Here is a 13,616-nt window from a genome sequence, read left to right as displayed (position 1 = left end):
CAGGACAGGCGACGTCTGCAATTATCAACCGATGTCGACAGCGTGTGTTTGCAGCAACTGCGACAAGCGCAACTACATGCACAAACTGTGGCGTGTCGGGCGGATGCTGACGCAGCGTTCTGCCGGGCAGACATTCTGGAACCGGGTGGAGGTCATTCTCGCCCATGAAAACATGGAGCCCTATCTTCGCAGCGCTGGCCTCAAGCATTTCCGCACGTTGCGCACGCCCTGCAAGCCACTGACCGCTGAACCTGTGAGGGCCTGGCAGAACGACCGGACGCTTTTCCTCGGTCGCATGACCTGGGAGAAGGGCGTGCGGACGCTTGCCGAAGCTCTCAATATGACCGGCCGCACCGCCACGCTGATCGGTCAAGGACCGTTGCTCAAGGAAATGCGGGACGCCCTGCCAAATTGTTACGTGCCCGGCTGGCTGGAGGATAGCGAAGTTCAGCGGATTGCTGGCGAAGCGCGCTTCTTCCTCATGCCCTCGCGCATGCCGGAACCGTATGGACTGGTGGCCGCGGAGGCAATGATGAGCGGCATTCCGGTGATCGTCAGCAGCAATGCGTTGATTGCCGAAGAGGTAGCAGGCAATGGCGCCGGCCTCGTCTTCGAGAGCGGCAACGCCGCATCGCTGGCCGAAAAGATGGCGATGATGGATAGCGTTGTAACTGTCCGACGCCTCAGCGAAGGCGCTTATGAATATGGCAAGCGCATCGCGCCGGACGGCTACGAGTGGAGCCGGCGTCTCTCCGATATCTATCAAAGGTCAAAGCCATCGGACGTGGAGGAAGCAGAGGTCGGCTCCGTGCCGGAAAAGGTTCAGCTGATTCACTAGCCTATGGCTTCGCAGCCGGTCCATGGGACAGGCCGAGGTTGAAGATGGGAACGGGTTTGCGGGGAGTGTCAACAGTATGGCAAGGGCTTTGGTGACCGGCGGCGCCGGCTTCGTTGGAAGGCATATCTGCGCCAGGCTTCTGGAAGAGGGCTTCGATGTCGTTTGTGTCGACGCCCTCGTTGCCGGCACGGGAGCGCTCCGCCCTGAACGCTGGATGGTTCCACCGAAAGGGCGCTTCACCTTTGTGTATCAGGATTGTCGCGAATATTTCGCCCGCTCCACCGAGCGTTTCGACTATGTCTATCACCTTGCCGCCATGGTGGGCGGAAGGGTCATGCTGGAGACGCAAACCCTCTACGTTGCGGAAGATCTCTCCATCGACGCGCAGATGTGGAAATGGGCGGCGGAAACGAAGCCCGGCTGCGTGGTATTCTTCAGCTCAAGTGCCGCCTATCCCATCGGCTTGCAGGGGCCGAGCGGACATAAGCTCCTCAGCGAGGACATGATCTCCTTTGAGAACGATATCGGCGTTCCCGATCTCAGCTATGGCTGGGCAAAGCTCACCGGTGAATTCCTGATGAAGCTCTATGTGGAGCGCTATGGCGGGCGGGCCATCGCTTACCGGCCCTTTAGCGGCTACGGCGAGGATCAGGACCTTGCCTATCCCTTTCCGGCGATCTGCAAGCGGCTGATGGGCGAAAGGGGGCAGGACGAAGTGTACGTCTGGGGCTCCGGCCGGCAGTGCCGCGACTTCATCCATATCTCGGATTGCGTGGATTTTATCTGGCGAACGGTCGACCGGCTGCCGTCGGGGGCAAGTCTCAACCTGTCGACGGGTGTCGCCACTTCGTTCATTGCACTGGCGAAGGAAGTGGCTCGGCAGATTGGATGGGAGCCGAAAGTTTCAGGCCTTTCCGACAAGCCGGAAGGGGTTTTCTTCCGCTGCGGCGATACGGAACTGCAGTCCGACTACGGGCTTTCCCCGTCCATCGACCTTGGTCAGGGCATAGCGCACATGCTGGAGCATCTGAGGTTTGCCGCAGGCAGGGCAGCGTAAGCCCGACGCAAAGGGTCGGGCCTATCGGGTTCTCTCTCCGGAATCAGCAAGAGAACCTGACGGTTCTGCATGCGGAACGGGAGGTGACGAGCTGGAGCATCGGCGATGATCTGTTTCACCTGAGATGCCCCAATTTCTGTCCTCAGCCGTTGGGACGGCTCTTCCTCTTCGGCTTGCCGTCCGGGCCGCTGCCTCCGCGGTTATCAAAACCACGGTCGTTGAACTTGCCACCGGGCTTGCCCGGCTTGCCGGCGCGTTCCTTGCCAGCCCAGTCGCCCTTTGCGGGCTTGTCCCAGGTACGGTTGTCGCCAGCACCGGCTGCCTTCGGCTTTTTCGTGAAAGGCTTCTTGCCGAAGTCGCGGTCACCTTCAGGCTTGCGGGCAGGTGCATCGCCCCAGACTTCCGCGTCGGCCTTCACCATGTCGTCGTCGAAGCGGCGCTTGCCGGCGGGCTTGTCACCGTAAGGCTTCTTATCACCGTAGGGTTTCTTGTCGCCATACGGCTTCTTGTCACCGAAGTCGCGCTTTTCGCCATAGGGTTTGTTGTCGCCGAATTCGCGCTTCTCGCGGAAAGGACGCTCCTTCGGAGGGGCGTTGAAATCCGGGACGCCGTCGAGCGGCTGCACGGTGATGCCGCGGTCTATCGTCTTGTTGGGACCGAGAGCTGCGAGGAAGTGTTCAGCGCTGCCCGCCGCGAGTTCGACGAAGGTCTCTTCCGGCTGCATCTTGATGGCGCCAATATCGACCTTGGAAATCTGGCCGTGACGGCAGAGCATGGGGATCAGCCAGCGCGGCTCGGCATTTTGCCGGCGGCCGACCGAGAGCGAAAACCAGACGCTCGGGCCGAAGTTTTCGCGCGGACGCAATTCGCTATGTGCGGGGCGCGACGCGTCATCGCCATCCCGTTCGCGGCGCTTGCGTTCCGGGGAGACGGTGACGTCGATCAGGTCTTCCGGTGCCGAGCGGCCGCTGCGATAGAGCCGGACGAAGGCGGCTGCAACCTGCTCGGCACCGTGCTTTTCGAGCAATTCAGCGACGGCACCGCTCTCGTCTTCGTTTACCTTGTCGAGGAACAGCGGATCGCCGAGAAGGCGTTCGTCGTCGCGGCGGGTAACTTCATCGGCTGACGGCGGCTTGGCCCAGTTCGCGGCAATCTTGGCGTTTTCCAGCAGGCGTTCTGCCTTGCGGCGATTGCTCATCGGAACGATCAGGGCGGACACGCCCTTGTTGCCGGCGCGGCCGGTACGGCCGCTGCGGTGGAGAAGGGTTTCCGGGTTGCTCGGCAGGTCGGCATGGATGACCAGTTCGAGGCCGGGCAGGTCGATACCGCGTGCAGCGACGTCGGTCGCGATGCAGACGCGGGCGCGGCCGTCGCGCATGGCCTGCAGCGCGTGGGTGCGTTCGTTCTGGCTGAGTTCGCCGGAGAGTGCGACGACGGAGAAGCCGCGATTGTGCAGGCGGGACGTCAGGTGGTTGACGGCGGCGCGGGTCGAGCAGAACACGATGGCGTTGCGCGCCTCGTAGTAACGCAGGACGTTAATGATCGCGTTTTCCTTGTCGGACGGCACGACCATGAGCGCGCGGTAGTCGATATCGACGTGCTGCTTTCTTTCGCCCGCGGTGGCAATGCGTTTTGCGTCGCGCTGGTAGTTACGGGCGAGATCGGCGATCGACTTAGGAACGGTTGCCGAGAACATCAGCGTGCGGCGTTCATCCGGTGCCGATTCGAGAATGAACTCCAGATCCTCGCGGAAGCCGAGATCGAGCATCTCGTCGGCTTCGTCGAGCACGACGGCGCGGATTTTAGAGAGATCAAGCGCGTTGCGGGTGATGTGGTCGCGCAGACGGCCAGGCGTGCCGACGACGATATGGGCGCCACGCTCGAGTGCGCGCCGTTCCGTGCGAATATCCATGCCGCCGACGCAGGAGGCGATCGTCGCACCGGTCATCTCGTAGAGCCATTCGAGCTCGCGCATGACCTGCAGCGCCAGTTCGCGCGTAGGGGCAATGGCGAGTGCCAGAGGGGCGGAGGCACGGCCAAAGCGGGTCTCGCCGTCAAGCAGCGTGGGGGCCAGAGCCAGTCCGAAAGCGACCGTCTTGCCGGAACCCGTCTGGGCCGAAACCAGCGCATCTGCGCCGGCAAGCTCGGGGTCGAGCATGGCCTGCTGCACCGGAGTCAGGGTGGCATAGCCGCGCTTCGACAATGCCTCTGCGATCGGCGGCGCGATGCCGTCAAATTCTGTCATTGAATCGTCTTTCGAACCTGGTGTTGCGCATCTCGCTGGATGCCTGTCGGGCGCTCGTGCGCCATCGGCCGCCAGAAGCGGTCCGTCGTTGAGGGCGTTCCTATCCGGCAAACAGGTAGATGTACAGGGGGAGAGAGGCGAAAAGGCAATAAAGATGGCGACATAAGGCTGTACGCGGAGCCAACAGTGGCAATGGTGGTCGAATGTCCTGTTTGCGCACGGCGTCTGCAGGTTCTATGACCATCCGGGTTCAACGATTCCGGGAGATCTATCCCTTGAAAGCCATTGCCATCGATTTCGAGACCGCCAATGAGGAGCGCGGCAGCGCCTGTTCGGTCGGGCTCGCCTTTATCGAGGATGGCAAGGTGGTGCGGGTCGAGGAACGGCTGATCCGACCGAAGTCGATGCGGTTTTCTTCGTTCAATATCGCCATTCATGGCATTCGGCCCGAGGATGTCGAAGACGCCGGGGAGTTTCCGGAGGTCATGGACGAGTTCGCCGACGATTTCGATGGCGCCATGATGATCGCGCATAATGCCGCCTTCGACTTTTCCGTCTGGCGGGCATCGCTCGATGCCTATCGGCTGCCCTATCCCGAGCTTTCCTATGTCTGCAGCGTCAAGCTCTCCCAGCGGGCGTGGCCGGAACTCGGATCGCATCGGCTGAACGTGCTGGCAGCTCATCTTGGCCTGTCATTCTCACACCATAACGCGGCGGAAGATGCCCATGTCTGCGCTATTGCCTCCATCGCCATGGCCCGGCAGCAACGTGCGGATGGAATTCCGGAGCTGGCGGCAAGCCTCGGTATTTCGCCGGGACGGCTTTATCGCGGTGGCTATGAGGCATGTTCCGTTCGTCGCAAGACGAAAGGCGCTTCCGTCTTGTAAGGCCGTGTGCCACGCTTATCTCAGTAGCGTGACACTACCGGAGGTCTTCATGTCGCTTAGATCCAATGTCCTTGCCGCCGGCATCCTGCTGTCGGCGATTGTTTCCCCCGCATCCGCCGAGGAGGTTGGCAAGGTCGGCGTCGATTGGGTCGGCAACGATATCGTCGTGGAGGCGGTTACGGATCCCAAGATCAAGGGCGTGACCTGCCATGTCACCTATTTCGATCGCTCGATCATCGACCGTCTGTCGAAGGGCAACTGGTTCGAGGATCCCTCCAACAACTCGATTGCATGCCGCCAGACGGGGCCGATCGAGATCGGCGACATCGATCTTTCGAAGGAGGGGGAGGAAGTGTTTCGCGAGGGCATGTCGCTCATCTGGAAACAGCTCGTGGTCAACCGGATCTACGACAAGGCCAACGACACGCTGATCTATCTCATTCACTCCCGTCAGGTCGTCGACGGCTCCGCCAAGATGGCGATCTCGACGGTGCCGCTGTTCAACGAGCCGGTCACGTGGACCAAGGGTAAACCCTGATAACCCTTAAATTTTTGTGGGATCGGAATAATTGTGCCAAAAATGATCGATCCAAAAGCCGATTGTACCGGTTTTTTGTGAGCGCGGTCACTTCCGTTTACTTGTAGAGTTTGCGAAAGTTCCGGCAGCACTGGCAGGCGGTCGTGTCACCCCATTTTCGACCGTCAACTGTTCGTGCTTGCCAGACCAGGCAGCCAACGCTTCCTGGACTTCAGTTGAAAAAGCTGTGTTTCGGATAGTAGCCATTCCGGAACGCAGCTTTTTTATCTTTGGAGCCGTGCCGGGATAACGTCGTGCGGTGCAGGCTGCTCCATAAACCCCGTCGATGGACAGGCAGAGCATATCTGCCAATTGTTGCCAGCATATTTGCCGGGGAATATGCGGGAAAACGGCCCTTCACATGTTGGGTGAAGGATAAACATCAGAATAAAGGGCGAATATTACGTTTTTAACTTCCGAATATTGGTTCGGGTTGATCTGCGGTTTGGCCTGCGGTTGAAAATTTTAATCCGTTGTTCCCGAATACAAAAAAACCGAAACCCGGCAGAGTCGGGTTTCGGTCGGGAAAAGAGCCGTATTGGGGCGGATCAGGCGGCCTGGGCGAGCTCGTCGGCGATGACGGTGTCGAGGTTGAGGAAGCAGACCATCGACTTTTCCAGAGCCACGATACCGCGGCAGAAGGCGCGCTGTTCTTCCGGAATGATCTCCGGAGCCGGCTGCAGGTCTTCGGCCTTGATGGTCATCATGTCGGAAACCTGCTCGACCAGCAGGCCGACCAGCTTGCCGGCAATGTCGGTGACGATGATGGCGGCGCGCTCGGAGGGCTCCGTCATCTTCATGCCGAGGCGGCAGGCCATATCGATAACCGGAATCACGGCGCCACGCAGGTTGATGAGGCCCAGCACATAAGGCGGCGTGTGCGGCATCGGGGTCACCGGCGCCCAACCGCGAATTTCGCGGATTGCCATGATGTCGATGCAGAATTCCTGATCGCCCAGATGAAAAGAGACGATTTCGAGGTAGGCCCCGGACTGTTTGATGGCATTGCTCATGGTTAGAACTCTTCCCGGTTGTCTGCTGCCCCGGTCCGGCTGGAAACGGCGGCGCTAAGGTTGGATGTCACCGCGATCCTGTCTGTCAGGTTGCGCGCGGACGATGGCTGTGGAGATGCGTCGGTTCCTGCCGGCGCGAAGTGGCGGGAGACGACGGTCGCGCCGCCCATCTCGTATTGGCCGGTCGAGCCGGCGAATTGTTTGCGAGAGATACCGAATGCGGTCCCGACATCCCGGACGGCCGGCCGCATGTTGCCGCGGAGCCATGCGTCAGCGGATGCTGACCGACTGGCGGGCATGTCTGCCGATACGAAATTGAGCATATGCCTCCCCAAAGCCCACCGAGTGCCGACGCTGAGCGCCGGCAATATCGTTCACATGCATGCGGAGGGCCGAGGAGAAAGGAACGCGTCCCGGCGGACGTGATGTCCGAATGATCTGTAACGATCATCTCGCAAACTGAAGAATCGCGAATATGCGTTAAACAACGGCTAATATTGCAGGCCCCAACCACAAAATTGTGGGGCGGCGGCGGCTAATTCTCGAGAGGCCCGGTCCGTCATCGTCAGACCCGGGCGATCGCCCGGGAGTAAAGGTGCCAAGTCGCATGCCCCAAGATCGGCAGCACGACAAAAAGTCCGAGGAATGCCGGCAGGAGGGCGAGAATCGCCGCGGCCGCTACGATCAGGCCGAACGCGAACATGGGTACGGGGTTTTCGAACACGACCCGGATGCTGGTAATCATTGCCGTGACGAAATCGATATCGTGATCGAGCAGCAGCGGCATCGAGATGACGGTCAGGGAAAACAGAATGGTAGCAAGAAGCGCTCCGACGACAGTGCCGACCATCAGGAAGGCAATCCCTTCCGGTGTCGTGGTAAGAAGCGTGAAGAATGCGGCAAGGGTCGCCGGGATCTTGAAGCCGAGGAAAAGGGCGAGCAGCAGGCGCACCTGGTAAATCCAGATCCAGAAGACGAACAGCACGGCGAATGCCATCCAGGAGAGCTGGCGCTCCCGCTGGCGGAAGACTTCAGTCAGCACGCCTTTCCAGGTGATGGGCTCTCCCTTTTCATGGCGGCGGCTGACTTCGTAAAGGCCGACTGCGACGAAAGGGCCGATCAGGGGAAAGCCGATGGCGACGGGTATGATCATCCAAGGCAGATGATAGCGGATCAGTACCGTCACGATGAACAGGCCGCCGAGCGCGTAGATCCCGCCGAAGAAAAGTCCGAACTGGGGATAGCGGCGGAAGTCATTCACACCTTCGCGCAATGCCGCCCATACGTCGTCGAGTTTCATGTGATTGATCCGCAATTTCTGTTGCGGAAATGCCTGTAAGGCCTGCTCTCCCATTCGTCCCTCCCAAGACTCTAGGTCGCTACCAGCGATCATTCTCAAAGCGTCTCAGAAAGCGCTGTCCATTTCATCAACTTTCTTGAATGTGTTTCGGAAAGTTTGCACTTTCAGCGATAGGCGGGAAATATTATAAACGAGTCATGAACCAGATCGCTCCTGTATTTCCGCGCATTGCAGTGGTCGCCGTTGTCGCGGCGGGGCTTTCGATGGCCGTTACGCTTGCTTTTGCCGGCTGGCTTCAGCATGGCGCTGCGATCTTTCTTGCGCTGTCCGAGAACGGCTTTTCACTCTGCTTCTGATGACCCTGCCGGAAACGCGGTCGTTGCCTCCGGGCGAGGCAAAACCGCGCGGTCTCTCTTTTTGACAGGCTGTTGATTTGCACTTCCTGCGCCGGCGGCGTATCGGCATGTTAAGAATGTGTGCGACCGCCTGGGTAGCGGGGCGCGAGGATGGAATAGATGAAGACGTTTCGGATTTTCCTCTGGGTCGGCGTATTGATCATGGCCGGTGTTCTTGGCTGGCTGACGCTTGCCGTGACGCAATCGAAGACGAAGATGGCTGAAGGGCCGTTCGGCGTGCCGTTTCAGTTGACCGATCAGAGCGGCAAGCCCATCACCGAACAGGCCTTCCGCGGCAAGCCGACGGCGCTGTTCTTTGGCTTTACCCATTGCCCGGAAGTCTGCCCGACGACGTTGTTCGAACTCGATGGCTGGCTCGCCAAGGTCGATCCCGACAAGAGCAAGCTGCAGGCCTATTTCGTGTCGGTGGATCCCGAGCGTGACACGCCGGAAATTCTCGGCACCTACATCTCCAACGTGACCGACCGGGTGGTCGGCATTTCCGGCGCTCCGGACAAGGTGGCCGAGGTCATCAAGGGCTTCCGGGTCTATGCCCGAAAGGTTCCCCTGGATGAGAAGGATCCGAACGGGGATTACACCATGGATCACACGGCCTCTGTCTTCCTGTTGGATGCGGAAGGGCGCTTCGTCGGCACCATTGCCTATGGCGAAAATCCCGATGTGGCCATGAAGAAGCTTGAAAATCTCGCCAAGGGCTGACCCTGCATACCGGATACGACACTCTGGAAGGTTGCCATCTGCAAGGCGACGGTGTAGCGCAGACGCAAGCAGCGCGGCGTTTGCGCTTGAAACCTTTTCCAACGTCACAGGACCATCGATCGTGAGCGAAATCCGTCTTTTCGTCACCACCACGGAGCAGCATGCGAACCGTATCCTCGATCTCATGAGCTTTGCTTTCGGCGAGGAGGACTTCGCCATCGCCACGACCGAGGTGGACGAGAAGAACGACGTCTGGCAGGCTTCCGTCTACATGATGTTCGATGAGGAAGAAGAGGTGAACGAGCGTGTCGTCGCCTTGCTTTCCGAAGAATATCCCGACCTGCCGGTCGAGCGTGAGGTGATTCCCGACATCGACTGGATCGCCAAGTCGCTGGAAGGGCTGACGCCGGTCAGGGCAGGGCGTTTCCTCGTTCACGGTTCCCATGACCGGGACAAGGTGCAGCCGAACGATGTGGCAATCGAGATCGATGCAGGGCAGGCCTTCGGCACCGGCCATCACGGAACGACGGCCGGCTGCCTCGAGGTCATCGAGGAAGTCGTGCGTTCAAGGCCTGTTGCCAATGCGCTCGATCTCGGCACGGGCAGCGGCGTGCTTGCCATCGCCGTGCGCAAGCTCTTGCCGGTGCCGGTGCTGGCGACCGATATCGATCCTATTGCTGTCCGTGTCGCGCGCGAGAATGCGCGGCGCAACGGTGTCGTCGAAGGGATCGATTTCCGCGTGGCTCCCGGTTTCCATTCGACGGCATTCCGTCAGCGCGGTCCGTTCGATCTCATTATCGCGAATATCCTTGCCCGACCGCTGATGAAGATGGCGCCGCAGCTCGTGGCCAATCTGGCGCCCGGCGGTTCGGTCATTCTATCAGGCATTCTCGCAGCGCAACGCTGGAAGGTGCTGGCGGCCTATAACGGCGCGGGTCTTGCCCATGTGCGCACCATCTGGCGCAATGGCTGGGTGACCATCCACCTGCGGCACGAAAGCCATCGCCGGTAAGCAGGCGACGCCCCGCAATGCTGCATCGCAGCATTGCTGTCGTGGCATAGCGAGTTGAATTCAGAAAAAGGCAAAGCAAAAGGCGGCATCTGTGATGCCGCCTTGCAGGACCGATCTTGCCGGTCCAGGTCCCGCGAGCCTTGGGAGGATCGCTCAAGCGGGAGTGCTTTCCGTCGAGAACGCGGTCAGGCCGCGCTCTCCGGATCTCAGAAGAATGCGTGCTGCCGTTCCTTGCGGCGAATCTGCTCGCGCGGAGCGTCCAGGCGCAGGAAAATGCTGTTGTTCCTGTCGAGCAGAGCGCCAGTCAGGCGGCGTTGAGCCTGGCACTCGCGGTTAGCGATGATCTGGCGGTATCCGTTCTGCAAGAGCGATCCTGCCATTGCCGTATTCCTTGTCCACTCGTTTAAGTCGTTCGATGAGCGCCATATAGATTGTGCAATGCGATAGAGGCAGGTGCTTTGTCTCAAAGGTGCTATGCATCAAGTGCAAATCTTAAGTGTATCTTGGATGTTTTTGACGCGATTTTATGCATTTGTGCATTGCGCCTGTTTTTCGATGCCGCGACGCGTCATTTTGGATGGCTGCCGTCTTTTGCGGTTGGAAATGGGCAGGGGCAGCGAGGCTTGCTATAAGCGATGCCACGAATCCTCAAGGCAGGTAGTCCCCATGTTTCAGTCCTTTGACGTCACCTCCACTCCGCAATATGGCCGCGAGCGTATCGAGGCGTTGAGAGCGCAGTTTGCAGACCTCGGTATTGACGGGCTGCTTGTGCCTCGCGCCGACGAATATCAGGGCGAATATGTACCGGCTTCGGCAGAGAGGCTTTCCTGGCTCACGGGGTTCACCGGTTCGGCCGGACAGGTGCTGGTGACGGCGGGACAGGCTGTGGTGTTCGTCGATGGTCGTTACACCACGCAGCTTGTCCAGCAGGTGGACCAGTCGGTCTTTACCGGTGGCGATCTGGTGGGGGAGCCGCCGCACCGGTGGGTGCGGACCCATACCCATACGGGCTTCCAGCTCGGCATCGATCCGTGGCTGCACACGACTGCCGAAGTGCGCCGGCTGGAAAAGGCGCTGGCAGAGAAGGACGGAGCGCTCGTCTTTCTGACGCGCAACCCCGTCGATGGCATCTGGACCGACCGGCCGGAGGAACCGCTCGGCGCCGTGACGATCCAGACCATCGCTTATTCCGGCCTGCTGGCGCGGGACAAGATTGCGAAGATCGCCATGGACCTGAAGGATAAGGGGATCGCGGCGGTTTTGATCACCGATCCTTCCTCCGTCGCCTGGATTTTCAACATTCGCGGCGCTGACGTTCCGCACACGCCGCATCCGCTGGCGCGCGCCATCATCCATGCCGATGGCAAGGCGGAACTATTCCTCGACAAGCGCAAGACCGGCATTGAGGCCGAGGCCTATCTCGGACAGCTCTGCGAACAGGTCGATCCGGAACTTCTGACCGGCAGGCTGGCGCATTTGGCGTCCAAGGGCGTGAGCATTCTCATCGACCCCGATCTCGCGCCGTTCGCGCTGGTCGAACTCATTCGCGTCCATGGTGGCAATGTCATCGAGGGGGCCGATCCCGTCAGGATACCGCGGGCGACCAAGAACAGCGTGGAACTGAATGGTTCTGCGGCCGCCCATCTGCAGGACGGCGTGGCGGTTACCGAGTTCCTGCATTGGCTGGACGGACAGCATCCGGGTACGGTCAGCGAGATTGCCGCAACGAAGGCGCTGGAGGAGGCGCGGGCGCGGGTCGGAGAGCGGATGCAGAACCCGCTCAAGGACATCTCCTTCGACACGATTTCCGGTGCCGGCGAACATGCCGCGATCATTCACTACCGGGTCACGACTGAGACGGACCGTCCGTTGAAGTCGGGCGAAATGTTCCTGATCGATTCAGGCGCGCAATACGTGAACGGCACGACGGATATCACCCGTACGATCGCCATCGGCCCGGTGCCGGATGAGCAGCGGCGGTTCTTTACCCTTGTGCTGAAGGGCATGATTGCCATCAGCACGGCGCGCTTTCCGAAAGGGACACGCGGTTGTGACCTTGATCCGCTGGCCCGCATCGCTCTCTGGAAGGCGGGTGCGGACTTCGCCCATGGAACCGGGCATGGCGTCGGCTCCTACCTCTCGGTACATGAGGGGCCGCAGCGCATTTCGCGTCTTTCGACGCAGGAATTGCTGCCGGGCATGATCCTCTCAAACGAGCCCGGCTATTACCGTCCGGGTCATTTCGGTATCCGTATCGAGAACCTGCTCTATGTGCGCGAGGCGGAACCCGTCGAGGGCGGCGACCAGCCGATGCTCTCCTTCGAGACGCTGACCTATGTGCCGATCGACAAATATCTCGTCGACACGGATCTCCTGACCGACGAAGAATTGCGCTGGCTCGACGCTTATCATGACAAGACCCGGGCCGAGCTGATGCCGCTCATCCATGATCCCAAGATCCGCGAATGGTTGGAGCGTATGACGGAACCGTTCCGTCGCGAGATCTGATCCGGTCCCCTCGATATCGGCGGCGCGTTACATCATGAACTGGCGCGCCGCCATTACTACGATCCAACCGCCAATGAGCATCGGGATTGCCGAAAAGCGCAGCCCGATCAGCAACGAAGCCGCCATCGCGACCTTGACGTCGGTCCCTCCGGAAAAGAAAGCGGGGGCGACGAGCGTAGTAAGCACGGCTGCGGGAACTGCGTTCAGCGCCGCCTCCAGCCGCGGCGGTATGGTCTTCAGCCGCTTCACCAGAATGTAGCCGGCGATGCGGGTGATGAAGGTGGCGACTGCCGCTGCCGCAATCAGCAACGTCATGTAGGGTGTGAGGAAAGTGCTCATCGGGCGGTCTCCTCTTTCGCAGCATCTTCGATCTTCTTCGGCGGCAGCAGGGCGGCGAGCGCCACGCCGGCGATGGCGCCGATGCTGACATGCCAGGGAGAACCGACGAGCTTCTGGGCGACCACGGAAACGAGCGCGCTGACGATCACGATCGGAAGGAAGTTGTTGCGCTTACGGAAGCCCAGAACGAGGCCCATGAAATAGATCGGCAACAGCACGTCGATGCCCCAGTTCGAGGGATTGCCCATCACGCTGCCGAGCAGGCCGCCGACGGTCGTCATTGCCACCCAGGGAACGTAGATCGTGATGGCAAATCCCATGTACCAGGCGAAGGTCACGGGACGGCCGGTTTCGCCTCGGGTCAGCGTTTCGGCGAATTGCGGGTCCGTGAGCAGGAAGAAGCTCATGGCCTTCTGAGACAGGGTGAAATGGCCGACGAACGGGGCGATTGCCGCCGAATAGAGCACGTGCCGGAAGTTGACGGCGAGGATCGACAGTACGATCACCCATATCGGCACCGAATGACCGAATAGCTCGATGCCGACGAGCTGGCTTGCACCGGCAAAGACGCTGGCGCTCATCAGCGTCGCCTCGGCAACCGTCTGGCCATTGGCGACGGCAAGCGCCCCGAATAGCGTTGCAAACGGCATCGTAGAGAAAAGGATCGGCATGCTGCCGCGCATGCCCTCGATAAAGTCGCTTCGCATCGTTCGTCTCTGTTGTGA

14 protein-coding genes are annotated in these 13,616 nt (G+C 60.2%); 8 read left to right on the top strand and 6 right to left on the bottom strand.

Translation table 11 applies throughout. The features are described from left to right. Positions 1 to 76 precede the first annotated feature (76 nt). Both NBH21_RS07945 and NBH21_RS07940 read left to right on the top strand, forming a co-directional pair. The gene (locus tag NBH21_RS07945) at positions 77 to 838 is read left to right on the top strand and encodes a glycosyltransferase family 4 protein (protein ID WP_250916013.1); all 762 of its coding nucleotides are present in this window, start codon (positions 77 to 79) and stop codon (positions 836 to 838) included. A 76-nt stretch (positions 839 to 914) separates the two neighbouring features. After that, positions 915 to 1,895: an NAD-dependent epimerase/dehydratase family protein gene (locus tag NBH21_RS07940; protein ID WP_250916014.1), complete on the top strand. Its 981-nt coding sequence runs from the start codon at positions 915 to 917 to the stop codon at positions 1,893 to 1,895. Between the two features lie 142 nt (positions 1,896 to 2,037). On the opposite strand, the gene NBH21_RS07935 is transcribed toward NBH21_RS07940, so the two are convergent. Further along, positions 2,038 to 4,140, bottom strand: coding sequence for a DEAD/DEAH box helicase (locus NBH21_RS07935; protein WP_250916015.1), 2,103 nt, complete (start codon positions 4,138 to 4,140; stop codon positions 2,038 to 2,040). Between the two features lie 275 nt (positions 4,141 to 4,415). Between NBH21_RS07935 and NBH21_RS07930 the strand changes: the two genes are divergently transcribed. Continuing rightward, complete coding sequence (locus tag NBH21_RS07930; RefSeq protein WP_250916016.1) at positions 4,416 to 5,027, top strand: 3'-5' exonuclease; 612 nt, start codon at positions 4,416 to 4,418, stop codon at positions 5,025 to 5,027. A 49-nt stretch (positions 5,028 to 5,076) separates the two neighbouring features. Beyond that, positions 5,077 to 5,565: a CreA family protein gene (locus NBH21_RS07925; RefSeq protein ID WP_250916017.1), complete on the top strand. Its 489-nt coding sequence runs from the start codon at positions 5,077 to 5,079 to the stop codon at positions 5,563 to 5,565. A 587-nt stretch (positions 5,566 to 6,152) separates the two neighbouring features. Here NBH21_RS07925 and NBH21_RS07920 read toward each other — a convergent pair. Together NBH21_RS07920 and NBH21_RS07915 are read right to left on the bottom strand one after the other, a co-directional pair. Beyond that, positions 6,153 to 6,617 (bottom strand): chemotaxis protein CheW, encoded by a 465-nt coding sequence (locus NBH21_RS07920; RefSeq protein ID WP_099058254.1) that lies wholly within the window; start codon positions 6,615 to 6,617, stop codon positions 6,153 to 6,155. 565 nt (positions 6,618 to 7,182) lie between these two features. Beyond that, positions 7,183 to 7,917 (bottom strand): DUF2189 domain-containing protein, encoded by a 735-nt coding sequence (locus NBH21_RS07915; protein WP_250916018.1) that lies wholly within the window; start codon positions 7,915 to 7,917, stop codon positions 7,183 to 7,185. Positions 7,918 to 8,114: 197 nt separating this feature from the next. Between NBH21_RS07915 and NBH21_RS07910 the strand changes: the two genes are divergently transcribed. From NBH21_RS07910 to NBH21_RS07900, 3 genes are all read left to right on the top strand, one after another. Continuing rightward, entirely contained in the window at positions 8,115 to 8,273 is a 159-nt protein-coding gene (locus NBH21_RS07910) for a hypothetical protein (RefSeq protein ID WP_250916019.1), read from the top strand. A gap of 159 nt (positions 8,274 to 8,432) precedes the next feature. After that, complete coding sequence (locus tag NBH21_RS07905) at positions 8,433 to 9,032, top strand: SCO family protein (protein ID WP_099058250.1); 600 nt, start codon at positions 8,433 to 8,435, stop codon at positions 9,030 to 9,032. Between the two features lie 121 nt (positions 9,033 to 9,153). Continuing rightward, the gene (locus NBH21_RS07900) at positions 9,154 to 10,044 is read left to right on the top strand and encodes a 50S ribosomal protein L11 methyltransferase (protein ID WP_250916020.1); all 891 of its coding nucleotides are present in this window, start codon (positions 9,154 to 9,156) and stop codon (positions 10,042 to 10,044) included. 206 nt (positions 10,045 to 10,250) lie between these two features. Here NBH21_RS07900 and NBH21_RS07895 read toward each other — a convergent pair whose 3' ends face one another. Continuing rightward, on the bottom strand, positions 10,251 to 10,424 hold the full coding sequence (locus NBH21_RS07895; protein WP_250916021.1) for a hypothetical protein: 174 nt from the start codon (positions 10,422 to 10,424) through the stop codon (positions 10,251 to 10,253). A gap of 286 nt (positions 10,425 to 10,710) precedes the next feature. Here NBH21_RS07895 and NBH21_RS07890 point away from each other — a divergent pair, with 286 nt between their 5' ends. Further along, positions 10,711 to 12,552, top strand: coding sequence for an aminopeptidase P family protein (locus tag NBH21_RS07890; RefSeq protein WP_250916022.1), 1,842 nt, complete (start codon positions 10,711 to 10,713; stop codon positions 12,550 to 12,552). A 27-nt stretch (positions 12,553 to 12,579) separates the two neighbouring features. Here NBH21_RS07890 and NBH21_RS07885 read toward each other — a convergent pair whose 3' ends face one another. Together NBH21_RS07885 and NBH21_RS07880 are read right to left on the bottom strand one after the other, a co-directional pair. Continuing rightward, on the bottom strand, positions 12,580 to 12,891 hold the full coding sequence (locus tag NBH21_RS07885; RefSeq protein ID WP_250916023.1) for an AzlD family protein: 312 nt from the start codon (positions 12,889 to 12,891) through the stop codon (positions 12,580 to 12,582). Further along, positions 12,888 to 13,598: an AzlC family ABC transporter permease gene (locus NBH21_RS07880; RefSeq protein ID WP_250916024.1), complete on the bottom strand. Its 711-nt coding sequence runs from the start codon at positions 13,596 to 13,598 to the stop codon at positions 12,888 to 12,890. The genes NBH21_RS07885 and NBH21_RS07880 overlap by 4 nt, the downstream gene beginning before the upstream one ends. Positions 13,599 to 13,616: the final 18 nt, after the last annotated feature.

The organism is Ciceribacter sichuanensis (genome assembly GCF_024055605.1).
GTDB classification, from domain to species: domain Bacteria; phylum Pseudomonadota; class Alphaproteobacteria; order Rhizobiales; family Rhizobiaceae; genus Allorhizobium; species Allorhizobium sichuanense.
Note: the sequence above shows the minus strand (reverse complement) of the source record. Positions and strands in the feature narration are given on the sequence as shown.